At 47.2% G+C, this 23,080-nt stretch carries 18 protein-coding genes and 1 pseudogene; 18 read left to right on the plus strand and 1 reads right to left on the minus strand.

The genetic code is table 11. The features are described from left to right. The first annotated feature begins 89 nt into the window (after nt 1-89). The 14 genes and pseudogenes from ACUXV2_RS02805 to ACUXV2_RS02870 all read left to right on the plus strand — a co-directional run bounded on the left by ACUXV2_RS02805 (nt 90) and on the right by ACUXV2_RS02870 (nt 17,762). On the plus strand, nt 90-569 hold the full coding sequence (locus tag ACUXV2_RS02805) for a hypothetical protein (RefSeq protein WP_446245550.1): 480 nt from the start codon (nt 90-92) through the stop codon (nt 567-569). A gap of 102 nt (nt 570-671) precedes the next feature. Beyond that, complete coding sequence (locus ACUXV2_RS02810; protein WP_446245551.1) at nt 672-809, plus strand: hypothetical protein; 138 nt, start codon at nt 672-674, stop codon at nt 807-809. A 193-nt stretch (nt 810-1,002) separates the two neighbouring features. After that, nucleotides 1,003-2,502 carry a multicopper oxidase family protein gene (locus ACUXV2_RS02815; RefSeq protein ID WP_446246991.1) on the plus strand — a complete coding sequence of 500 codons (1,500 nt, stop codon included), beginning with the start codon at nt 1,003-1,005 and terminating at the stop codon, nt 2,500-2,502. 374 nt (nt 2,503-2,876) lie between these two features. Beyond that, nucleotides 2,877-3,578 (plus strand): annotated as a pseudogene (locus tag ACUXV2_RS02820) (aminoglycoside phosphotransferase family protein); the annotation flags it as partial. A 153-nt stretch (nt 3,579-3,731) separates the two neighbouring features. Continuing rightward, nucleotides 3,732-4,613, plus strand: a complete 882-nt coding sequence (locus ACUXV2_RS02825) for a serine/threonine protein kinase (RefSeq protein WP_446246992.1) — start codon at nt 3,732-3,734, stop codon at nt 4,611-4,613. A gap of 103 nt (nt 4,614-4,716) precedes the next feature. Further along, nucleotides 4,717-5,157 carry a hypothetical protein gene (locus ACUXV2_RS02830; RefSeq protein ID WP_446245552.1) on the plus strand — a complete coding sequence of 147 codons (441 nt, stop codon included), beginning with the start codon at nt 4,717-4,719 and terminating at the stop codon, nt 5,155-5,157. Nucleotides 5,158-5,299: 142 nt separating this feature from the next. Further along, nucleotides 5,300-5,908, plus strand: a complete 609-nt coding sequence (locus ACUXV2_RS02835) for a lysozyme inhibitor LprI family protein (protein WP_446245553.1) — start codon at nt 5,300-5,302, stop codon at nt 5,906-5,908. Nucleotides 5,909-6,476: 568 nt separating this feature from the next. Then, nucleotides 6,477-7,757: a S1C family serine protease gene (locus ACUXV2_RS02840; RefSeq protein WP_446245554.1), complete on the plus strand. Its 1,281-nt coding sequence runs from the start codon at nt 6,477-6,479 to the stop codon at nt 7,755-7,757. Between the two features lie 315 nt (nt 7,758-8,072). Continuing rightward, the gene (locus tag ACUXV2_RS02845) at nt 8,073-8,954 is read left to right on the plus strand and encodes a foldase protein PrsA (protein ID WP_446245555.1); all 882 of its coding nucleotides are present in this window, start codon (nt 8,073-8,075) and stop codon (nt 8,952-8,954) included. A 136-nt stretch (nt 8,955-9,090) separates the two neighbouring features. Then, complete coding sequence (locus ACUXV2_RS02850; RefSeq protein ID WP_446245556.1) at nt 9,091-9,972, plus strand: hypothetical protein; 882 nt, start codon at nt 9,091-9,093, stop codon at nt 9,970-9,972. A gap of 335 nt (nt 9,973-10,307) precedes the next feature. Further along, complete coding sequence (locus ACUXV2_RS02855) at nt 10,308-11,006, plus strand: winged helix-turn-helix domain-containing protein (RefSeq protein WP_446245557.1); 699 nt, start codon at nt 10,308-10,310, stop codon at nt 11,004-11,006. Further along, on the plus strand, nt 10,996-12,405 hold the full coding sequence (locus tag ACUXV2_RS02860) for a sensor histidine kinase (protein ID WP_446245558.1): 1,410 nt from the start codon (nt 10,996-10,998) through the stop codon (nt 12,403-12,405). Before ACUXV2_RS02855 ends, ACUXV2_RS02860 begins: the two co-directional genes overlap by 11 nt. A gap of 432 nt (nt 12,406-12,837) precedes the next feature. Then, the gene (locus tag ACUXV2_RS02865; RefSeq protein WP_446245559.1) at nt 12,838-14,154 is read left to right on the plus strand and encodes an ATP-binding protein; all 1,317 of its coding nucleotides are present in this window, start codon (nt 12,838-12,840) and stop codon (nt 14,152-14,154) included. Between the two features lie 575 nt (nt 14,155-14,729). After that, the gene (locus ACUXV2_RS02870) at nt 14,730-17,762 is read left to right on the plus strand and encodes a carbohydrate binding domain-containing protein (RefSeq protein ID WP_446245560.1); all 3,033 of its coding nucleotides are present in this window, start codon (nt 14,730-14,732) and stop codon (nt 17,760-17,762) included. A 112-nt stretch (nt 17,763-17,874) separates the two neighbouring features. On the opposite strand, the gene ACUXV2_RS02875 is transcribed toward ACUXV2_RS02870, so the two are convergent. Further along, a complete protein-coding gene (locus ACUXV2_RS02875) occupies nt 17,875-19,527 on the minus strand; it encodes an ABC transporter substrate-binding protein (protein WP_446245561.1) in 1,653 nt (550 codons plus the stop codon). Between the two features lie 99 nt (nt 19,528-19,626). On the opposite strand from ACUXV2_RS02875, the gene ACUXV2_RS02880 reads away from it, so the two are divergent. The 4 genes from ACUXV2_RS02880 (at nt 19,627) to ACUXV2_RS02895 (ending at nt 22,526) form a co-directional block, all read left to right on the plus strand. Next, nucleotides 19,627-20,889 (plus strand): MDR family MFS transporter, encoded by a 1,263-nt coding sequence (locus ACUXV2_RS02880; protein WP_446245562.1) that lies wholly within the window; start codon nt 19,627-19,629, stop codon nt 20,887-20,889. Between the two features lie 366 nt (nt 20,890-21,255). Then, nucleotides 21,256-21,651 (plus strand): transcriptional regulator SpxA, encoded by a 396-nt coding sequence (spxA, locus tag ACUXV2_RS02885; protein ID WP_446245563.1) that lies wholly within the window; start codon nt 21,256-21,258, stop codon nt 21,649-21,651. Between the two features lie 64 nt (nt 21,652-21,715). Next, the gene (locus ACUXV2_RS02890; protein WP_446245564.1) at nt 21,716-22,129 is read left to right on the plus strand and encodes an RrF2 family transcriptional regulator; all 414 of its coding nucleotides are present in this window, start codon (nt 21,716-21,718) and stop codon (nt 22,127-22,129) included. A 73-nt stretch (nt 22,130-22,202) separates the two neighbouring features. Beyond that, entirely contained in the window at nt 22,203-22,526 is a 324-nt protein-coding gene (locus ACUXV2_RS02895) for an IDEAL domain-containing protein (RefSeq protein ID WP_446245565.1), read from the plus strand. Nucleotides 22,527-23,080: the final 554 nt, after the last annotated feature.

Raw genomic sequence — 23,080 nt, forward strand, 5'->3', positions numbered from 1 at the left:
ATACATTCAATTTCTGACGAGTGAAGCTGCCAATTGAGGAACTTTCCCATCGTCTGTTGAAGTTAGTAAGATTCTAAAAGGGTGATGTAATGAAAACTAGCAAGGTTATCCTCATTTTAGTGGGTATCATCGGTTTGTCCGCGTTTTTATATATACCTGGCCTCATAGATAAAAATCAATCAAAACATGCTGCTGAAGAGGTTCTTGATCATGTAATCAATCAACACTATGATAAAGCGTTTGAACATGTTTATTTTTTTGATAGAGCATCTGATACAGAGCCGGAAATTTCTTATGAAGATGCTAAAAAGAAATGGATTGAACGGCTAATAGATTTAAGGGAACAAGGCATTTACCTTGTGGATTACGATCAATTGCGTATTCGGTTGGATGATACGTATCCAAGGGGAAATGTTAATCTGGTTTTCATGGAAAATGGGGAGAGGAAAATCAAAGAAAACGTTAGTTTATGGTTTGCCCCGAGAGAAAATAAGTGGAAATTAGGAAACTTCGATTACCATCATGATGTTGAAGAATGGGAACATGCTTTAAGCGGCAATTTCAACTAAAAGGCGATTCAAACAGAAAATCAAGCCTGAGAGAGATTCGTAGAAGTATCACGAGACTTTTTAAAAAAATGATTCATTAAAGGAAACATCAGGGGGTCTATTATGAATGTGAATACTTACAGATTAATAAAAGTCATCTGTTTAGCCATTATAGCCGGCTCGAGCTTATATATCGGGGCTCAATTAGGCGAGATTAAAGACCATTTATGGGATTTAGTCAGTGTAACGGCTAATCAATGACTTACCCAGAATGGGTGTGATAGCTGAAGAACAGGCAAGCTGGTCTTCAGTTTTTTTTATGAGCCGGGGTCAGAGCCACGAACAAAATGGTGGGGATAACGGGTGAAGCCAAAGAATAGGATGTAAACATGTGATCGAACTTTACAAAGGAGGGATGTGCGTGCTTGAAAGATTTGTAGATCCACTGCCGATCATGAAACAGATTCAACCAACTGCATTTCTGAACAATCAGCCTTATTATGAAGTGACTATGATCCAGACGATGAAAAAGCTTCACCGGGATTTACCGCCAACGAAAATCTGGGGATACAACGGTGAATATCCCGGTCCGACATTTCGAGTGTGGAGAAATCAACCAATACACGTCTTGTGGAAAAATGAACTTCCACTAAAGCACTTCCTTCCGATCGATACGACGGTACACGGTGCTGAAAAAGATAAACCGGAAGTGCGAACCGTCGTCCATCTCCACGGAGGAGTGACACCGGATACCAGTGATGGATACCCTGAGGCATGGTTCACGAGGGGGTTCAAAGAAGTCGGTCCGTATTTCACAAATGAAATCTACACATATCCGAACCAACAGAAAGCCACTTCTCTTTGGTATCATGATCATGCAATGGGCATCACCCGCCTGAACATTTATGCCGGGTTAGCCGGGTTGTATATCATCCATGATGAAGAAGAAATGAACCTAGACCTCCCAAAATTCCCATTCGAAATCCCTTTGATCATTCAAGACCGTTCTTTTCATCGAGATGGCAGTCTCCTCTATCCTTCCCAACCAGAAATACCAGTACCAGGTGTTGATCCATCTGTTATCCCGGATTTTTTTGCTGAAACCATTGTGGTGAATGGGAAGGTATGGCCATATATCGAAGTGGATCCCCGTCTGTATCGCTTGAGAATATTGAATGGCTCGAATGCACGATTTTATCGATTATCCCTTTCAAATGGTGCCCCCTTCATACAAATCGGAACCGATCAAGGACTGTTGGCTTCGCCTGTCGAAGTCCCGCATCTCCTTCTTGCACCTGCTGAGAGAGCGGACGTATTGGTGGATTTACGTTCTTTCCACGGGGAAACCATTACGATGATGAATGATGCCGAGTCCCCATTCCCTCAAGGCACAAAGCCGGATCCAGAAACGGCAGGGTCGGTCATGCAATTTCGTGTCAGTTCTAAACCATCTGCTTTGGCTACCTGCAGCATACCCAACCAGCTGACCCATATTCCAAAATTAAAAGAAAAACAGAGTCACAAGACAAGAAAGCTGCTGCTGAATACCCGATCAGATTCTTATGGGCGCTCCATCCACTTATTGAATGACCGTTTGTGGGTAGAACCCATTTCTGAAGATCCGCGTCTGTGGAGCGTGGAAGTGTGGAGTTTGGTGAATGTGACAAAAGCAACCCACCCGATTCATTTACACATGGTTAGGTTCCAAGTTCTTGATCGGCAGCCCTTTGATGAAGAAAAGTATGAAGAAGAAGGGAAAATCGTACCGACTGGTCCACGGCGTCCCCCTGATCCAAATGAGCAGGGATGGAAAGATACCGTTCGGGCAAATCCGAAAGAAATCACCCGCATCATCGTTCCATTCGGCCCTTATTCGGGATTGTTTGTATGGCATTGTCATATCCTTGAACATGAGGATTATGAAATGATGCGACCTTATTATGTGATCTCATGAAGGGAACAGTCAACTGCCGGCACCCAGAGGGGTAAAATGATCTGATGAATGGTCGACACCAAATATTGAATGTGATTTCCAAAGAGTTTCAGCAAGATGAATGCTTTGGTTGGTACTCTAGCTAACTATTATCACCCTTTGACTCAGTCCAAATAACTGAGTTTTTTGTTCGTAACATCTCTTTAAAAACGGTGCGATTTACGATCAACCTATATCATTATGAAACATCAACTGGTAAAATTAGGTTTATTAAAATGGTAAACTATTAAAAGGATCTTCCACCGCGAGTAACACTGCGTGTAACAGGAACCGATGATACGCCATTAATGATTGGGCAAAGGGACCTGTCCCCATGTCCCTTTGGAGGTGCTGCCATGCTTGATATACAAACGAATTATACATTTAAGACGGTCGAACTGATCAACAAAGGCTGGTCGAACGACAAAAAGTACTTTGTTGAAACAGTGACGGGTGAAAAGCTGCTGCTTCGGACAGCGGATCGTTCAGAGTATGAGATGAAGAAAAGTGAGTTCGAGATGATGAAGCAGTTGACCGGAAAAGGAATCTCCATGTCGAGGCCGATTGATTTTGGGGTGTGTGATAATGGCAACAGTGTGTACACGCTATTTACATGGTGCGAAGGCGAAGATGCCATCATGGTGTTGCCTACATTGACCGAAACCGAGCAGTATGAGCTCGGACTGCATTCGGGTCGTTATCTCCGGGAGATCCATTCGATTCCTGCACCGGTTGATCAGGAAGAGTGGAATACGAAGTTCAATCGCAAAGCGGACGGCAAGATCAAGCAGTACAGGGACTGTCCGATCAAAATTGAGGGCGGTGAAAGAGTCATTGCCTACATAGAGGCGAACAGACATCTTCTGCAAGGGAGGCCGCAATCGTTTCATCACGGAGACTATCACGTGGGGAATATGGTCATTTCGTCTGAGAAGGAACTTTCCGTCATCGATTTCAACCGCCATGACTTCGGTGATCCATGGGAAGAATTCAACCGTATTGTGTGGAGTGCTTCTACAAGTCCGCATTTTGCCACAGGGCAGCTCAATGGCTATTTCAACGGCAGGCCGCCCCAGGAATTCTTCAACCTCCTCGCCTTTTACATAAGCAGCAATATGCTGTCGTCCATTCCTTGGGCCATTCATTTCGGTGGAGAAGAGGTTGAGGTCATGAAGGAGCAGGCAAAGGAAGTGATGAACTGGTTCGACGGTATGAATAATCCCGTGCCGACCTGGTATTTGGAGGACTTTTATATTCAGTACATCAATCAGATTCCATACAAATTGAAGTCACCTTATGACTTCTCATTCATCGAGAAGTACGGGGAGGTTTTCAAGGTGTATGACGATCAGGATTCGGGCAATATCTGTTTCGGGGTCAAGAACGACGAGGGAAGGTATTTTATAAAATTTGCCGGCGCACCGACTGCACGATATGCCGGCAGGGCGGAAGATGCTATAGCCGGGCTCAAAGATGCGGTTCAGGTTTATGAAGATTTAGCGCATCCTCATTTGATCAGGTTGATACGCGCTGAGGAAGCCGGAGGAGGGTTTGCCGCCATCTTTGAATGGACGGATGGAGAGTGCATGGGCAAAATGTACCCGCTGTCCAGAGAGAAGTTCTTGCAGCTGCCGGACAGCAAAAGGCTGGATGTGTTCACGGATATCATCGACTTTCACATCCACGTGATCGGACAGGGGTACGTGGCCATCGATTTCTACGACGGCAGTATCCTGTATGATTTTCAAAAGGAGAAGACCCTCATCTGCGATATCGATCTATATTCCAAACGCCCTTATATCAACTTGATGGGCAGGATGTGGGGCTCATCACGCTTCATGTCGCCGGAAGAGTTCCAACAAGGTGCGGTGATCGATGAGGCAACGAACGTGTATCTGATGGGAGCCACCGCCTTCGCTTTGTTCGGAGGGGAAAAAGACCGTTCGAAGGATAAGTGGCGGTTGAATGACGCCTCCTATCAAGTGGCATTGAAAGCAGTAAGCGAAGACCGGAAAAAGCGTCAGCAGAGGCTGGCGGAATTCAAAAGAGAGTGGGACAGGGGGACAGGGACACTGACCCGGTTGTCGGAATGAGAGTCCGTTCCCCGCTGGGACAGCTGGCCAGGTACGTCGGCCCGTTTGTGGAAATGAGTTCCGCCCCCTGCGAGTTTTAAAGAAAAAGAGGAAGGCGATAAATGTGAAAACTGTACGTTCAACATTGCTTATTTTAGCAGCTGCCATGATCCTGGCAGCCTGCCAATCCGACCGGTCGGAAACGATGGTCCTGTTGGATGAAAAGATCTCAAAAGTGGAGATATCCACATCTAATGGTCTGGGTGGGATGAATGAGGAGGTCCTGTTATATTTCCAAGACAAGGACTCCCTTTCTTTCTTTGAAACGGCCATCACAACCGCACGGAAACAACCAGGAAAGGTTGATTTCACGGAACCCGATTATGACGTGATGGTTGAGTATGAACCGAATAATGAAGGAGACCTCCCTGCACACGGCATTCATTTATGGCTCGGGGATGAAGGGCACAACAGTACCTTCGTATATATAGGTGATGATGCTGTTTATCATGCAACCCCTGAAATCACAAAGAAGTTGAGGGGATTGATTCTTTCGGAGGGGTGAATGGTGTCGGTCATTTGGCTCTATGCTCTAGTGAGGGTGAATAAGAGGTTAATAGGATCGGGTCTGACCTTGGCATGAAGCGTTTCATGCGGCCGGTTGGGCACCGATTTTTTGATAGAAAAATAGAAAGGGGAATTTTTATATGAATCATCATCGCAAAACTCTATTGGGAATAGTAGTCGCAATGTTCGTGATCCTGGCGGCTTGCGGACAATCACCCGAAGGGACCAGTGTTGAAGGAGACAAACAGTCACAAGCCGATACACATAACGATTCAACAGAACATGCTTCCTCTGACGGTGAACTGAAGCAAGAACAAGGAACACAGGATCCTGATAAAAAAGAAGAGACGCCAAGGACGGATGAAGAATCCTCCGCAAATGAATCTTCGATGATGAAAGAAGAATATCTTGAGAAATTACATGATGCTCAAGTAGAAGTGGAAGAGCTCCGGGAAGCGACAACCGATGACAGCACATATGCGTTGAAATACGTAGAAGGGGAGCGCTTCGACATATGGGATGGCCTGCTGAATGACATTTACGGGGTCCTCAAAGAGCAGCTATCCCCGGAAGAAATGGAACAACTGAGAGTTGAACAACGGGAATGGATCAAACACCGTGATGAAACCGCCAAACAGGCATCGCTCAAATACGAAGGCGGCACAATGGAACAACTGGAATATGTCGCGGTCGAGAACAACCTGACAGAAAAAAGATGCTTTGAATTGGTTGAGGAGTATATGGGATGATGGGTCTGGGACAGGTTCGTTGTCCCGTTTTTTTGTGGGACAGGGGGACAGGTTCATTGTCCCGTTTTTTTGTGGATGGGCCATGGTACCTGTCCCCGTGACCCACCCGTGAACCGCCCGTGGATCGGATCTGAACGTTGCAATCAGCGTTTCTTCCTGCGGGTGGGGCACAGATTCTTTACTGAAAAGGGTTTTGACAAATTAAAGGGTTTAGTTGAGGATCCTGGCTTCCATCTCTATCGGTTGAAGATGGAGATTATTCGACAAGTGGAACGTATTTTTAAAAAGTGGTCTGTATTTCGTTGATTTGGAATGAAAAATGGAAAAGTGGTTTGTATTTTAAAAATCTGGAATGAATATCTCAGAAAGTGGATTGAATAGGATAGTGGGGCCAGCTCCCTGGTACGATTTTTGGTGGAACGTACCGGGGGCTGGCCCCTTTTTTGTCTTTTTTTCAAAAAAACTTCCTACCCTGTACATAGATTGTTAATAGTTTCGTCATATTTTCCCTCTAAGATGAAATCAACAGCAAAGATCAGCAGAACAAAAAAATAGAGGAGGAATCAACATGTTTGAACCTAACAACCAAAATGAAGACATGACACATATAGAAACAGACAATAGAGAATCCATGCACAAAGAGGAGATGCAAAGAAGCCCGAAGCCGAAAAAGCCATTCAAGGGTAAGGGCTTCCTATCCTCAGTGAGTGCTGGGATCATCGGTTCTGTCCTGACGCTGACGGTATTGCCGCACACGGATTACTATGAAAATCTCGCCCAGCCAAGCATCGAACAACCGGCGGGTGAAACCGCACAGGCAGGCAATTCGGCTGATTCAGACATCACTCCGACAACAGTTTCGACCGGGACCGGGGGTGATGTGGCGAATATCGTGGAAGATGCTTCCCAATCGATTGTCGGGATCGTGAATTACCAGCAGCAACGTAACGGCTACGCCGGTGATTCTCAAGAAGGACAGGGAGGAACAGGTTCCGGGGTCCTTTTTAAGAAAGAAGGGGACAGTGCGTATATCATCACCAACAACCATGTCATTGAAGGGGCTTCAACAATCGAAGTTTCCCTTTATGATGGTGAAAAAACCAATGCGGAATTGATTGGGGCAGATCCGCTGACAGACCTTGCTGTATTGAAAATCGACGGGAAGTATGCGGACAACCTGTTGGAAGTCGGGGATTCCGGTACATTGCGCGCCGGTGAACAGGTCATCGCCATCGGGAACCCGCTCGGACTTGATTTATCAAGGACCGTGACACAAGGGATTGTCAGTGCGGTCGACCGTACCATTTCAGTAGAGACATCTGCTGGAGAAACGGAGTTGAATGTCATCCAGACCGACGCGGCGATCAATCCGGGTAACAGTGGCGGGGCGCTCTTGAATTCAAAGGGTGAACTGATCGGAATCAACAGCCTGAAGATCTCCAACTCAGGTGTCGAAGGGCTCGGTTTTGCCATCCCGAGCAAAGATTTCATGCCGATTGTCAATGAAATCATAGAGACAGGAAAAGTGGAACGACCGTATATAGGGATCGGCATGACAAACCTTGCCGATGTGCCGCGAAACTATCTGGGGAATCTGCCGGAAGAAGTGGAATCGGGTGTCGTAGTCGCAAGCATTGATCGGACATCAGCGGCAGCCGAAGCCGGGATCAAAGAAGGCGATGTGATTACGGAGCTGAATGGTCAAAAAGTTGAGAGTCCGTCAGATTTGAGAAGGCTGTTGTACGCTGACCTGAAGGTAGGAGACACGATCGATCTGACCATCTACCGGGGGGCTGAGGAAATGACAATCAGTTTGACATTGACTAGTAATGCGATGGTGAATGGATAAAATTGATGTGCTGGGTTGCGGTGCCAGGCACAGACCGGGTGAATGGTGCCAGGCACAAACCGGATGAATGGTGCCAGGAACAGATCGATTGAATTGAGCCAGGCACAGATCGATTGAATTGAGCCAGGCACAAATCGGATGAATTGAGCCAGGCACAGCTCTAACGAACCGTATCTGGTACAAAAATCCGGGAATGTACCAGGTACAGAACGAGTGCATTGTACCAGGTACAAATAATCCCAATGTACCAGGTACAAACCAACCAAATCATAACCGGTAACCCAACCCAAAACAATACTAAAGGAGAGCGAATAAGTGAATAAACAAAAGAGGATCACATTTTGGAGTGTAATAGGAGGCATTGTTGTCATCGGGGCACTGCTTGCTGCGTTTGGTTTTTCGAAGGAGGAAGTGGTGGCGAAAGTCGGCAGCCAGTCGATCAGCAAGGATGACTTGTATTCAGTGCTGGTGGATCAGTACGGAGATGCGGCCCTGGAGACGCTGATTGCGGAGAAGATTGTGGAGCTTGAGAGTGACGAGAAAAAGATTACGGTGAAGGATAGTGAGATTGAGGAGGAATTGCAGTCCATCAAAGATTCCTATGGGGACGAAGAGGCGTTCAATGATGCGTTGGCGTCAAGCGGGGCGAGTCTTGACAGTGTCAAAGCGAATATCAAATCGTTTCTTTTGACGGAAAAATTGCTGGAGGACAGGATCTCGATTTCGGATGATCAGATCAAGGAGTATTTCGAGACGAATAAAGACTCGTTCGCTCAATCGGAGCAGGTAGAAGCCAGTCATATTCTCGTGGAAGAAGAGGCGACGGCACAGGAAGTGAAGGAGAAGCTTGATGATGGAGGGGATTTCGTTGAGCTTGCGAAGGTCTACTCCACTGATACTTCCAATGCTGATTCCGGCGGGGAGCTTGGCTTTTTTGGAAAAGGAGAAATGGTTGAAGAGTTCGAGGAGAAGGCGTTTGCCATGAAGGCAGGGGACATCAGCGAGCCCGTGAAGACGGAGTTCGGCTACCATATCATCAAGGTGACCGATAAAAAAGAAGCGGAAGAAGCGGTTCTTGACGATCATAAAGAAGAAATAAAGGAGATTCTGTTTGAACAGGCGCTTCAGACGGAGTACGGGACTTGGCTGGAGGAAAAGAAAGAGGAGTATAACATCGAAAACCGATTGAAAAGTTAATGAACCGGAAACGGTTTGTTCATAATTTGGCAATATCTTGTGGAGATACTGACACTGCAGGGGCTCGGGTCCCGACTTCACTGTCAGCTACATAAGCGGATTCGATCACTGCAATCAAAAATAGGAGGTACGAAAAATGAATAAGAAAAGAAAGTTAACGTATGTAATGGCAGGTGCATTATCTGTAGGGATCCTAGGGGCTCTTCCAGCCTTGGCTGCTGAAGAGGATTCTGCGAAGACGAACGACTCGGCGGTTGTCAGCAAGGGGGCTGAGTCAGCATTCGGCGGCCATCGCGGCGGCGGGCATGGAAAATTTCATATGGATGAGGAGCAGTTGAAGGAAAAAGCAGAAGAGCTTGGAATCGACACAGCCGATAAGGATTCACGGGAACTGGCCAGAGAGATCAGGGATGCAGAACTCGAAAAAAGAGCGAAGGAATTAGGGATTGAAACGGATGGGAAAGACCATCGTACTGTGATGGAAGAAATCCGCGGAGTAGAGTTAGCCCAGAAAGCGAAGGAATTGGGAATCTCAACTGATGGAAAAGACCAAGAGGAACTGGCTCAAGAGGTAAGAGAAGCGCTGGTGAAACAGAAAGCCAAAGAACTTGGAGTGGAAACCGAGGGCAAGGAAATAGATGAACTTGCAAAAGAAGTCAGAGAAGCAGCTTTGGCAAAGCAGGCAAAGGACCTTGGAATTGACACGGAAGGAAAAGAACATCATGAATTGAGACATGAGGTACTCGAAGCTTCCATCTTAAAAGCGGCCAAAGAGCTGGGCATTGAAACAGAAGGCAAAACCACAAAAGAACTGATGGAAGAAATCATGACCGACCATGCTGATGAAGCGAAGAAACTGGATTTCTTCCCGTTCAATAAGGAAGAGGGTTTGTTTTTCAAAATGGGCGGTAAAGGCCACCACGGTCCGGGACATGGTAAAGGACCTCATCACGGACCTGCGGCTGATGCAGAACAGGGCGATGCCCCGGCAGCTGAATCCCAAAGTGACACATTATAAGACGAGCCTAACGGAAATCCCCGCCAAGCCGCGGGGATTTTTGGCATTGTTTCAATAGAATCGATGGATAAAAACGACTATAATTTAGGTAGAGTGATATTGAAACGTTCGTTGGTAAAAAGACTTTAGCAAAGGTAGAGTAACATTGAAACGCTTGATAAAACTAATTTTGCAAAGATAGAGTGACATTCAACGATTGGTGAAAACGACTATATTAAAGATACAGTGAAATTGAACCGAGCGGGAATACAACGATAATGTGCATGAAGTGAGATTAATCCTAGCGAGAATACGACAATAATTGAAGGAAGAGAATCCGAGAAAGGAAGATGAGGATGAACGTGCTGGTAGTGGAAGACAATGAGAGTGTCACGTCGATGCTTGAGATGTTTTTTATAAAAGAGGGCATTCACGGGGAGTTTGTCCACGATGGGGCTGAAGGGTACAAGCGTTATAAGGAAGGTGACTGGGATGTCATCATCCTCGACTGGATGCTGCCGGGGATGGACGGGGTGACGATATGCAGGAAGATCAGGGAGGAGCGGTCGCAGGTCCCTGTCATCATGTTGACGGCGAAAGACAGTGAGTCCGATCAGGTGCTCGGGCTCGAGCTCGGTGCAGACGATTATGTGACCAAGCCCTTTTCGCCGCTTGCACTGATGGCTAGGATCCGGGCGGTTGCGCGCCGCTATCAGGGGGATAGAAACATCGGTTCCCAGGATGTGGCGACGTCCGACTTCAAGATCAGTAAAGAAACCCGCGAGGTCTTTCTGAATGGCGTTCCCCTGACAAACCTGACTCCTAAAGAATTTGAATTGCTCTATTACCTGTCACGGCATCCGCGCCAGGTGTTCTCGAGGGAGCAGCTTCTCGAACGGGTCTGGGGATATGATTTTTACGGAGATGAGCGGACGGTCGATGTCCATATCAAGCGGCTCAGAAACAAAATCGGCAGCAAGGAAAAGCCTTATCTGCATACGGTTTGGGGCGTAGGCTATAAATTCGATGAAACGGCGGCCGGCGATGAAAATTAGATATCTTTATCAACTGCTGCTCAGCCATACAAGCGTGCTCATCATCGCGTTCTTGATACTCGGCACCCTGTTTTCCCATTATGTCGAGAATCTTGTCTACGAAAATAAAGTCACGGAACTCAGGTCGTATGGGGAGAAAATTCTATCGGACCTCGAAAGGCCTAGTCCGAGAAGGCCCCTCTATCTGGATCAATACGGCAATCTGCTTCAGGCCCGGAACATCGATTTGATCACGTTCAACCGGGAAGGGGAAGTCTCCTTTTCACGGGGCGGGGTGTACCCGCGGATCGAGCTTTCGAAAGAAGAGTGGCAAAAGATCGAACGTGGTGAGACCGTGCCGCTGAAAAAGGATTTCGGCCGCTTTGACCAGGCGGTATCACTCGTCATCATGCCGCGGATCATCAATGATCAACTGGCCGGCGGACTGATCCTCATTTCCCCGATCAGCGGAACGAGGGAAATGCTGACTGAAATCAATAAATATCTTCTTTATATCGTCCTTCTTTCATTGGCGATTTCACTGCTGATCAGCTTGTTGTTATCAAAGCTTCATGTAAAGAGGATTCAGCGGATCAGGGACGCCACTTCTCTTGTGTCATCCGGTCAATACGATGTTCATGTCCCAAGTTCCAATTTCGATGAAATCGGCGACCTTGCCGGGGACTTCAATGAAATGGTGACGAAACTGCGGGCATCCAAAGAGGAAATCGATGCCCTCGAAAACAGGAGAAGACAGTTCATGGCGGATGTGTCACACGAACTGAGAACACCGCTGACAACAATCCGCGGTGTCATCGAGGGGATCAGAAACGACATGATCCCGGAAGAACAGAAAGAGAAGAGTTTCGGTCTCGTAAGCCAGGAAACGAGACGGCTGATCAAACTGGTCAATGAAAACCTCGACTATGAAAAAATCCGTTCCAACCAGATTGCCATCACAAAAGTAACCGTACCGCTCTTGGAAGTACTTGAAGTCATTAAGGAGCAGCTTGATTTTCAGTCGGAAGAACAGGGGAATGACATCAAGATTCTTGCTGATCCTTCTGCCAAGGTACATGCCGACTATGACCGTCTCATCCAGATCCTGATCAACATTACGAAAAACAGCATCCAATTCACCACAGGCGGAACGATCACATTGAGCGGCACGTCTTCGAGTGGTGAAACCGTCATCGAAATCGAAGATACAGGGATCGGCATGGACCCCGAGGAAATCCAGTCGATTTGGCGCAGGTTCTATAAAGCGGACCTGTCGCGGACCAATAACCCATACGGTGAATTCGGGCTTGGGTTATCGATCGTGAAGCAGTTGGTGCTGATGCATGACGGGACGATTGATGTTTTCAGTGAAAAAGGGAGAGGGACCAGATTTGTGATCCGGCTGCCGTTGGAAGCATAGAATAAAGAGAAGTCCCGTCCCGGACTGCAGTGACGTGTTCATGCAGTTCGGGACGGGACTTCTCATATATTGGTCGTATTGGAAATAATCATTTTTTCTGGTAATCGTTTGAATAGAAATTTTCCCAAGTTATTCGGATTGACAATGCCAATCTGGCATGCTTTGCCGCAAATGGAGATGCAGGTCTTTCGAGGGCAGACGTGAACAAAGAGGTTAGGGGTAATAGGCTGGACAGAGAAATGTCTGAATTCACGGGGAAAAAAATAGGACGGCTTCTTCTATTTCTAATAGATAATCCGTCCCTTTTTGTTCTAGAAACTTGGGACATTTTTATGGTGAAACAAAATCAACCCACATCCTTTATAATGGGTAATAAGAAATGATTATTGAAAATAGTGAAAATACAGAACTTAGGATTGTGGAGGATATACGATGAATCATTCTGAGCTGCTAACGGGTTTACTGATCAACCTCCTTGTCATCTTGATCATCATTTTACTGTTAAACTTTAATTTTCTTCCCAAAAATAAAGTACATAAAACTCACATTAAGCCACTTTGGATCTATATAATCAGTGCTCTTCTCATGTTAGTCAGTGTAGGTCTGTCCGTTCAATTGGAAGATGGATTTGTTTATGATTTACGGTTCATCCCTTTTCTATTAGGCGGGGTATATGGCGGGAACCGCGTCTTGCCTTGGATCGCTGCCACGATGATTGCGATCCGGGTGCCGCTGTTAGGGACGGGCTTGATCATTACGGTGATCATGGCAGTTCTCTTTACACTTGTCATTTATTATGCGCGTCCGAGATTGGAACGAAGACCATGGAAGGCGAGGGTATATTGGTATACATTCTTTTCGTTCGTTTTCTCGATTCTTTCCTTGTTGATTCCATCGATGATCTTTGATTTCGGTCATATCGTTTCGTTCTTGATCTATTCGGTCGTCCTGACAGCGTCGACTTTCTTTGTATTTTACTTATTTGAAATCATCCGGACCATTTCCACTCTTCAAATGGAAGCAATCAAATATGAAAAAATGCAGGTGGTCAGTCATTTGGCAGCAAGCATGAGCCATGAGGTGCGAAATCCTTTGACAACCGTAAAGGGATTTCTGCAACTGATCAATGAAGACCCTTCCAATTTTACCGTCAACAGTGAACTTTCGAAGGTGGCCGTCAGTGAAATTGACCGCGCCACAGAGGTGATCAACCAATATTTGAACTTTGCCAGGCCTCACCCTGAAGTTGAAGTGGAAGTAGAGATTAGGGAAGAAGTCAACCGGTCGAAGGAAATCATCATGCCACTTGCCATGAAAAAGGGCATCGATCTTAAGATGAACATCACCCATGACCATTCAATAAAAGGCGATCCGAACAAGCTGCAGCAAGTCCTCATCAACATCATGAAAAACGGGCTGGAAGCCATGGGGACGGGCGGAACATTACGGATCTTCAGCTATCTCGACGGGAAAAACGTATTTATTGTCATAAACGATTCAGGAATCGGAATGTCGAAGGAACAGCTCATGCGCCTCGGGGAGCCTTACTTCTCCATGAAAGGCAAGAATGGGACTGGTCTTGGGATGATGACGGTCTTTCAATTAATCGAAGGAATGAAAGGAACTATCAAGGTCCTGAGCAAGCCCAACAAAGGAACCTCCGTGATCTTGTCCTTCCCGATCCATGAGGGGGAGGTAAGCGAAAGGAATATGAACGGAACAGCCGAAGCCCGTCCCTCACTGCGTTAACGCTTTAGCAGTGCGAGGGGCGGGCCTTGTTTTTAGTTAGGGGGAAGTACAACTTTACATATGGAGGAGGGGGGCTTAGGAACACCGCCTATCCGAACTAAGGAATGGGTATATTTTCGTGTTTATTCTGATTTTTTTAACAATAAGAGGAATTCATGGATGAAATATAGTAATCTATAAAAGCGAGAAAGCGTTTTCTTTTTATGCGGTTCCAGCTGTTGATTGGAGTTGACAGTCCGGCCTTTTGCTGGAAAATCGGTGAATGTGAGACTCCCCACAGAAGGTTACGGTCATCCGGGGAAGGTGCAGTCTTACATGGACTGACGTAGCCTTGAATGAAATTGTGCAGCCGCTTATTGATAAAAAGAAGCGTTTGATTTTTCAGTCAAAATCGAAACCGGTTTCGACGATAGTAATTAGTAAGATTTACAGATTCTAGATTGCAAAACTTCATTGATTCTACCGGTTAGACATTCATTTTGCTCTATTTCGAAGCCGGTTTCGTAATCCGTATCTTGGTGTTGCGAAGGGCATCCCCCTTCTTCACATATACAAACAAAGGAGGAAACAGAGAAATGAGAAACAAAGTGGTGATGGTCATGCTTGTGTTGGTGCTGGCATTGTCTGTGGTACTGCCTGCTGGAGCAAAGGGGACGAGCAGTGCGGATGAGGCAATGTTGAAACGCTGGGAGCAAAGAGGAATCTTCAACGGGGCAGGGAAGATGAAGAAGAATCCTCATGCGGCGTTGTCAAAGTTTGAATTTGCTGTACTCATTCATAGGTTTGTTGGCTTAGGAAATGAAGGGAATTCGCCGAAAAAAGCGGATGTAGTGAAACTGGCGAAAGAAATTGGATATTGGGATGAGGTGTTCGGTGAAGGGGCCGATGCTAATGCTGCGGTGATGAAAGAGGAAGCACTGAAAGTTCTTGATTATGTGCTTCCAGGCAGGGAAACAGCTGCAGGTGAAAATGACAGCGAGCCCCTGAAACTTTTGGGTGCGATCCGTTTGTTTAATGAGAAGGCGGATGGTTTTTATCATAAAGCTGGTGAGTATTCCGGTGAGGACATTGCGGGGAATGCGCTGGTGAATCATGGGGATGTGACGCTCGAAGATGTGAGGATCAAGGGGGATCTTTACGTAACCGGGGGCGCTGCTGAGAAAGGAAATGTACTTTTGAAGAATGTGAAGGTGGACGGGAAAGTCTACATGGATGAGAAGGTGCAGAATCAGGTGAAATCGGAAGGATCAAAGCTTGGACAGGTCACGGTATATCAGGCGGGGACGACCGAGTCTGACTGGACGCTTGTGTGGTCGGATGAGTTCATTTCGAATGAGATCGATCCAGAGAAGTGGACGTATGACATCGGGAACTGGATTGTGGATGAGAACGGCACGGGGATCTCTCCAGGGTGGGGGAATAATGAGCTTGAGTACTATACGGATTCACCGGAGAATTCATTTATCCGTGACGGGAATCTTGTGATCAAGGCGAAGAAGGAGAGAAGGCCGATCACCGATCAGTTCGGTTCGTATGATTATTCTTCTGCCAAGCTGAAGACGAAGGACTTGTTTTCTAAAAAATACGGGAAGTTCGAGGCGCGGATGAAGCTGCCGGAAGGACAGGGATTCTGGCCCGCATTTTGGATGATGCCTGAAGATGATGTGTATGGAAAATGGCCGACTTCAGGGGAAATCGACATTATGGAATCGGCCGGCGGTGATACGAGCAAGATCGGCGGGGCGATCCATTACGGGGAGGAATTTCCGAATAATACGTATACAGCGAAGGATTATCATTTTCCAGAAGGTGAGGATGCGACAGGCTACCATACGTATGGAGTTGAATGGGAACCCGGCGAGATCCGATGGTATGTGGACGGGAAGCTTTATCAGACGTTAAATGATTGGTTTACACAAGGGACGAATCAGGCGGACAAGTACGCATTCCCTGCACCGTTCGACCAGGAATTCTATCTCATCCTGAATCTGGCGGTCGGCGGCTGGTATGGCGGCGATCCTGACCGGACGACTCCTTTCCCGGGGGAGATGGAAGTGGATTATGTTCGTGTGTATGAGCTGACGGGCAGAGAGTATATGGAGCCGGTCGAGCCTGAGCAGGTGAAGGAAGAGCTGCCGGAAGGGGCCAAGTTCCCGCTTGAAGATGGAAATTACATTTATGATGCAGGTTATTCAGAGCCGTTCACGGTGGTAGATGCTTCTGGTGAAACGCTGGACGGGACATACTGGAATTTCGTGACGCTGCCGGACTTCGGCGGAAGCGGGACAATCACGAAGGAAACAATAGACGGCGTTTCTTTTGCCAAAACAGCGGTGACGAACCCCGGAAATGCGTTATGGGCGCTGCAGCTGATCCAGAACGTGTCGATCGCGGAAGGCGGTTTGTATAAGGTTAGCTTTGACGCGAAGTCGGATACCAATCGTACGATGATGTCGAAAGTGTCGGGCGGAGCCGAGAGAGGATACGCCAATTATTCAGGCGAGCAGACGATTCAGCTGACGAATACGGTTCAGTCATATGAGTATACGTTCACGCACCGTCAGGACACGGATATTGCGGCAAGACTCGAGTTCAATATGGGTGCGAACGGGAATGCGCCGGTATGGATCGGAAACGTCCGGGTGGAAGAGATGGAGCCGGTCGATCCGGAAGGTGCTTCGAAAAACCCGCTTCCTGACGGGAACCATATTTATAATGGTACCTTTGATCAGGGCGACATGACGCGGATGAAGTATTGGGATGTTGTCGTGAACGGGACTGCAGCAGCGAGTGCGGATGTGTCGGAAGAAGCACGGGAGCTGCATGTGGGAATTTCAGACGGAGGTTCTTCAGCCGATGACGTCCAGGTGAAGCAGACTGGATTGCAGCTTGATGCGGATGCGGATTATGAATTGACGTTCGATGCTCGTGCTTCTGCGCCTCGGGGAATCGAGGTTGAGTTCCTGAGTGAAGACGGGACGGTTAGTTATTCGGATTCGGTACCGGTTGAGTTGAACGAAGAGATGGCATCGCATACGGTAAGTTTCACGATGCCTGAAGGTCAGAGCGATGAGTTCGGTCAGCTGCTGTTCAAGCTTGGCGGTGCGAGCGGCGATGTGTATCTGGATAATGTGAGGCTTGTGAAGACGTCGATTGATGTGGAGCTGGAGCCTCTGAAGAATGGTGATTTTGTTTCCGGTCTGGAATCTTGGGGTCATTATATCCATACAGATGCCGTTGCGTCCGTAACAGGGGATAATGAAATGCTGAATGTGGATATTCAGAACGCGGGGCAGGAAACCTGGAGTGTGCTGGCGGAGCAGCCGGGACTGGAACTCGGGCAGGGTCTTACCTATGAATTGTCCTTTGACGCCCGTTCGACGGTGGCCCGTAATATGGAAGTGACGCTTGAGAATGCAGGTTACTACCGATACCTGAGTGAGTCGATTGCGGTGGAAAACAACATGAAGAACTATACATTTGACTTTGTCATGAGTGCGAATGATCTAGTGTCTCTGAAGTTCCTCATGGGGAAATTTTCCGGCTCACATGAGATCACCATCGATAACGTGGTGCTCCGTGTGAAGGATACAGGTGCAGGAAACTAGATGAAGAAAGGGGGCTGCCGGTGCGGCTCCCTTTTACATGTAAATGTGAAGGCCCGTCCCAGCATGCGTTAATGCGTTAACGCGCGCCGGGACGGGCCTTCGGGTTGGTGACTTACACCTCCGGCCGCACCCACAGTTTCGAGAAATCCACATACCCGAAATGCTTGAAATCGATATTCATGATGTCCGTTGAAAACGGGATGTATCGTTTTTCGTAGTAGAGGGGGATCATGATCGATTCTTCGATAAGCATCTTCTCGATTTTTAAATTCAAGACGGTCCAATCCTCGAATGGTGTATGAAGGTATGCATCCAGCTGATCCTTCCATTGTCCATTTTCCTCAAATAGATGGTAAAGAGGGGAAAAGCCATTTTTCAAAAAATGATAAAACGAGAAGTCCTGATTGGATTCGAAGATTTCCCCATGCACAAAGAGGTCGACATTCAATGTCTCCGGCTGTTTCGTCAACGTGTCGGCAAAGGAAAACCACTGTAGTTTGACGGGAATCTTCTCCTTTTCAAACAGATCCACAAGCCACTGGGTCGTCTTCGCTGTGTGATTGGCACAGCGGATCACGATCGGTTCTGTGAATGATGGCCTTTCAGCCTCCGTGATAGTAAGTTGATGATCCTGCCCGATGAGGATGCTCTTGGCATTCGGTCTCATCCGCGGGTCGCATTCCCCGATCGTGTGACGGTTCTTCGCAATGATCCAGTGGAGATAATCGCGGACTTCCTTCCTCTGAATCGCTGAGTCCCGGCCCGGGCAAGCATTCATGATCACAATGCCGAATCCGGAGTCACTCTCCACTTCAACAGATGAGGACTGATTCCGCTCGATGTGAGAATGATAGATTCCCTTGAAATCCCGGGGAACCTGGACAAACTCGACGGTATCAAGCAGCGGACGCTCTTGAAAGTGTTCCTTGAATGCCGCAAGGGTCGTCTTAGAATCGCTATTTTCCTCGATGGAAAAGGGGCCGGTCCCGATCATCCGTCCTTTAATATCCTTATAGATGCTCGCACACATCATGGTGAGCATCGGAAGCATATAACTACAACCCCCGGAGTGGCCGATGTCGATGACGAGTGGGGCCTTCACCTCGATGGTTTCAACAGGTGCCCATAGTTCCCGGTAGTGCGGATACGTCCGGAGTTTTTCGAGGCAGGCAGCGACATCCTTTGCCGTCAACATGGAGCCGTCATGAAATTTGATATCCTTTTTTAAATAAAGTCGCAGTTTAGTAGAGGAGATGTCCCAGCTGTGTGCGAGTTCCGGGATGATGTCTCCTTCCTCGGTAATGGAGACGAGCCGGTTGAATACGTTTGCCACCAAGTGGGCGCTGAGCACATCGGCCGCCTCCAACGGATGGATGGAGAAGAAGGGATATCGTTTCGGTACGATCAGCTTATCCTGTGATTCCTGCACAAACCCGAGTTTCGTGTGGAATTTGTTCATCAGTCTCATCTTGCTGTCCGTCGACCAGTCGTACATCAGATACTTGCTGCTTCGTTCGACTGGCTCCTGATCGATGAGCTTCACGGCCTCTTCCTCAAATACTTCCTCGACATCCTTCTTCCATGAAAGTGTCGATACGTTCCCCCGTCCGCGGCCGGGTGTAAAGCTGATCCAGCCTTCTTCATTCCATTTTTTCAAATATCGGGTCGTCTGTTTATGGCTTAACTGAAGCGTTTCAGAGATTTCTTCTACTCGGATGCTTCCTGATGGGTAGTACCTCCAAAGCGTGAGTAATTTATTCTCCATTTGCCTTCTCCTCCTAAAAGGGGACATCGTTTTGAAAAGTGTCTATTTTTTAAAAAATTCGTCTAGTTTACTATACAGTAAATAGAGGAGGGGAACAACATGAAATGGAAGGAATTACCTCAGAATATCAAAGTACGAATGATCACCTCATTCTTTAATCGCGCTGTATCATCCGCCGTCATGCCGTTCATGGCGCTGTTCTTTGCCCAGGAGATGAATAAGATCTGGGCAGGGGCGTTCCTGATCATCACAGTGGTGATCGGATTTTTCATCAACCTGGTCGGCGGCTACATATCTGACCGATTTCCAAGGAAGAAGGTGCTGCTGACAACATCCTGGCTGAACGCATTGTTCTTCCTCATCATGACCGTCAGCTTACTTCCGGAAGATAACATGATCATGCTGTTTGCCGGAGCCTATATCGGGTTCATCATCACGAGCAGCCTCGGCCGTCCGGCGATGCATGCGATCATCATCGATTCGACGACGCCGGAGAACCGGAAAGCCGTCTACGCCCTCGATTACTGGCTCGTCAACCTGTCGATGGCGATCGGTGCAGCACTGGGAGGACTGCTCTACCTGAACCATAAAACAGAACTGTTCATGCTGCTGACCTTCACTTCGACGACCATCCCGATCGCTTATGGCATCTGGCTGCAGGACAAGTTCAAGGACCAGCTTCAGAAACAGCACGAGAATGTGTTCATCGACCTCATCAACAATTACCGGATTGCCTTCAAGGATTCTGCCTTTGTAAAAGTGGTCGCGGGCTCCACCTTCATCTTTGCAGCGGAATTCTCCCTCAACAGCTATATCGGGATCCGTCTTGCCGAGACATTCAAGTCGGTGAACATCGGGAATTTCGAAATCGCCGGGGTCCGGATGCTCAGTATCCTGAACATCGAGAACATGCTTCTCGTCGTATGCTTCACGTTCATTATCAACCGCTATACGGACCGCATGAATAAAAAGAATGCGCTCTTGATCGGCCTCATCCTGTACGGCATCGGATATGCAACGGTTACATCCGCCAACACCTGGTATGTACTGATCGCGTTCAACCTGATTGCGACGCTTGGGGAACTCGTTTACTCCCCGATCAGAAACGCCGAGCAAGCCAACATGATCCCGAGCGACAAACGCGGCTCCTACTCCGCGTTCTCTAACCTGTCCTTCAGCGGAGCGGACCTTGTCGCACGCTCCACCATCATCATCGGTGCCTTTCTCATGCCGACGATGATGAGCGTCTACATCGGCTTCATTGTTATGCTTGGTACGGTTCTGGTATACACTGGCCTGTTTGCACGGGACTGGACAGCCGTCAAGGTGGACGGAACGGTGAGTGCGAGTGGGGGAGAGTAGAATGAGAGGGGACTCCTGGTTTGTCGGGGGTCCTCATTATTTGGTTTTGGAGCGGGATGAGGCGGATTGCTTTTACGCGATATTGAGAAAGTGTGATTTGCTACCTGGAGCCGACAAAAGGCCCACCACACCCAAATCAAAAGAACCGTCCCCTGCAATCATTTGGATAGGAACCAAATAAGGTGTTGACTTCTCTATCTGTAAATATTATCATTACAGTATAAAAGGTATTGCAGTCATTCATCATCTTGAATGAAGTGAAACCTTTTTTATCAAACATAACTGTAAAATAAATTGTTACATTTAAATTATCGTAACATACAATAATCTATATATAACGGCGAAAGCCTCGAAGGAGTGAATAAAATGGTCACACTATACCTTACACCGAGCTGTACTTCCTGCCGGAAAGCGAAAGCATGGTTTGAAGAGCATGGAATTGACTATACGGAACGGAACATCTTGTCGGAACCGCTGACGGTGGATGAGATCAAATCGATCCTGCGCCTTACCGAGGAAGGGACGGAGGAGATCATTTCGAAGAATTCCAAGACGTATAAAGAGTTGGACGTCGATCTTGATGCGCTTCCGCTCAAGCAGCTGTATCAGCTCATCATAGACAATCCGAAAATGCTCAGAAGACCGATCATGCTGGATGAAAAACGGATCCAGGTCGGCTACAATGACGAAGAGATCCGCAGTTTCCTGCCACGCAAGCTTCGTGAGTTTTCTTATCAAGAATTGATGAAAGAGGCGAACTAGGAGACTTGACTGGCTGATCTGTAACCTTTACCATTACGTGCAGATAGAAAACAGGAGGCAGCCCATGAATAGTAATTTTACTCTGGCCATTCACAGTTTAACGTATCTTGCCCTGCAGCATGACCGGATGTCCAAAAGCGACGCAATAGCAGAGAGTGCAGGCGTGCATGCCGTCCGTATCCGTAAAGTCCTGAGCATATTGAAAAAGCATGGGATCATCAAGTCGAAGGAAGGGACCGGCGGGGGATTCATTTTTGCAAAAGAATTAAGTGAAGTGAGCCTCTGGGACATCTACACGCTCACCTCGGAAGGTGCCCTGCAGCCGAAGTGCCCCGAATCGAATGAAGCATGTGTAGTCGGTGCGAATATGCACAAGGTACTGTTCACCATCTTCCTCGGTGCTGAGGAGCATCTTGGCGAATATTTAAAGCAGTATACCATTAAAGACATCGTTGATCTGATTTCAAAAGGGAATTGACATGGAAGGTTTAGGCCTTTCATCTGTCCTAAATGTAATGAAAAATATTTCAGTTTAAAAAGAGGGTGTAAATATGAACACAATCCTGACAACCGGCGATTGGGTAAAAGGCACATCACGCAACGGCGAATTGATCATCGGGTATGTCGAGAACCTCGATCTTCAGGGAGCCACCGTGAGCGCCAAAGTCATCACTAGTGATAACAGGGAAATCGAGGGCCGTTCCATCCCTTTAATGACAAAAGATGTGAAGAAACTGCCCAATTCCAAAATAGCCAATAAAGAACAAATCCGATTCCTGATCGACTTGGCCCTGTCGACAGGGGATGAAGAATGGTTCCTTGCGCTGACGAAGAAGCTGAATGCGATGAGGGAACTTGTAAGAGGGGCTGAATGAGGGAAAGGTGCCTGATTGTTGATACGCTTGATTCAGCGTATCGGGATCAGGCACCTTTTTGGTTGCAAAAACATCATGCCTGTAAATAAAAATGGTTTTGACAAATTAAAAGGTTTTTGGACCTGCACTGCCAGCACCAGAGTCAAAGATTATTCGACAAGTTGCATGTATTTTTGAAAAGTGGAATGAAAATCTCGAATCTGGTTTGAAAATGAGAAAAGGGGAACGTATTTCTGACAAGTTGCATGTATTTTAAAAAAGTGGATCGTATTTTCAATAACTGGCACGATTAAGTTCCCATTGTCTCAGTTGACTGGATGAAAAGTTTAATACATTGCGCCAGAAATGCTGAAGAAACCGCTGGAGGATATTGATTTGAGGAAAATGTATGAATTGTCATTATTTCATGTATTTTTCAGTGGTTTACTAGAAAAAACCCTTTGATTGAACCTCGTATTCACTTATACTTCTAACTCACTCTGAATCTATTCCTTTCCTGCCATCTCCCTACCTCCATTTATCAATAAAGCCCTGCACAGCAAAACTGCAGCAGG

This window comes from Rossellomorea sp. NS-SX7 (assembly GCF_052828565.1).

What these genes read in the sequence shown, in the direction of transcription:
- spxA (WP_446245563.1), top strand. Translation starts at nt 21,256, where the DNA reads ATGGTCACACTATACCTTACACCGAGCTGTACTTCCTGCCGGAAAGCG.
- ACUXV2_RS02870 (WP_446245560.1), top strand. Translation starts at nt 14,730, where the DNA reads ATGAGAAACAAAGTGGTGATGGTCATGCTTGTGTTGGTGCTGGCATTG.
- ACUXV2_RS02865 (WP_446245559.1), top strand. Translation starts at nt 12,838, where the DNA reads ATGAATCATTCTGAGCTGCTAACGGGTTTACTGATCAACCTCCTTGTC.
- ACUXV2_RS02810 (WP_446245551.1), top strand. Translation starts at nt 672, where the DNA reads ATGAATGTGAATACTTACAGATTAATAAAAGTCATCTGTTTAGCCATT.
- ACUXV2_RS02875 (WP_446245561.1), bottom strand. Translation starts at nt 19,527, where the DNA reads ATGGAGAATAAATTACTCACGCTTTGGAGGTACTACCCATCAGGAAGC.
- ACUXV2_RS02805 (WP_446245550.1), top strand. Translation starts at nt 90, where the DNA reads ATGAAAACTAGCAAGGTTATCCTCATTTTAGTGGGTATCATCGGTTTG.
- ACUXV2_RS02835 (WP_446245553.1), top strand. Translation starts at nt 5,300, where the DNA reads ATGAATCATCATCGCAAAACTCTATTGGGAATAGTAGTCGCAATGTTC.
- ACUXV2_RS02895 (WP_446245565.1), top strand. Translation starts at nt 22,203, where the DNA reads ATGAACACAATCCTGACAACCGGCGATTGGGTAAAAGGCACATCACGC.
- ACUXV2_RS02855 (WP_446245557.1), top strand. Translation starts at nt 10,308, where the DNA reads ATGAACGTGCTGGTAGTGGAAGACAATGAGAGTGTCACGTCGATGCTT.
- ACUXV2_RS02825 (WP_446246992.1), top strand. Translation starts at nt 3,732, where the DNA reads ATGAATAATCCCGTGCCGACCTGGTATTTGGAGGACTTTTATATTCAG.
- ACUXV2_RS02880 (WP_446245562.1), top strand. Translation starts at nt 19,627, where the DNA reads ATGAAATGGAAGGAATTACCTCAGAATATCAAAGTACGAATGATCACC.
- ACUXV2_RS02840 (WP_446245554.1), top strand. Translation starts at nt 6,477, where the DNA reads ATGTTTGAACCTAACAACCAAAATGAAGACATGACACATATAGAAACA.
- ACUXV2_RS02850 (WP_446245556.1), top strand. Translation starts at nt 9,091, where the DNA reads ATGAATAAGAAAAGAAAGTTAACGTATGTAATGGCAGGTGCATTATCT.
- ACUXV2_RS02890 (WP_446245564.1), top strand. Translation starts at nt 21,716, where the DNA reads ATGAATAGTAATTTTACTCTGGCCATTCACAGTTTAACGTATCTTGCC.
- ACUXV2_RS02815 (WP_446246991.1), top strand. Translation starts at nt 1,003, where the DNA reads ATGAAACAGATTCAACCAACTGCATTTCTGAACAATCAGCCTTATTAT.
- ACUXV2_RS02860 (WP_446245558.1), top strand. Translation starts at nt 10,996, where the DNA reads ATGAAAATTAGATATCTTTATCAACTGCTGCTCAGCCATACAAGCGTG.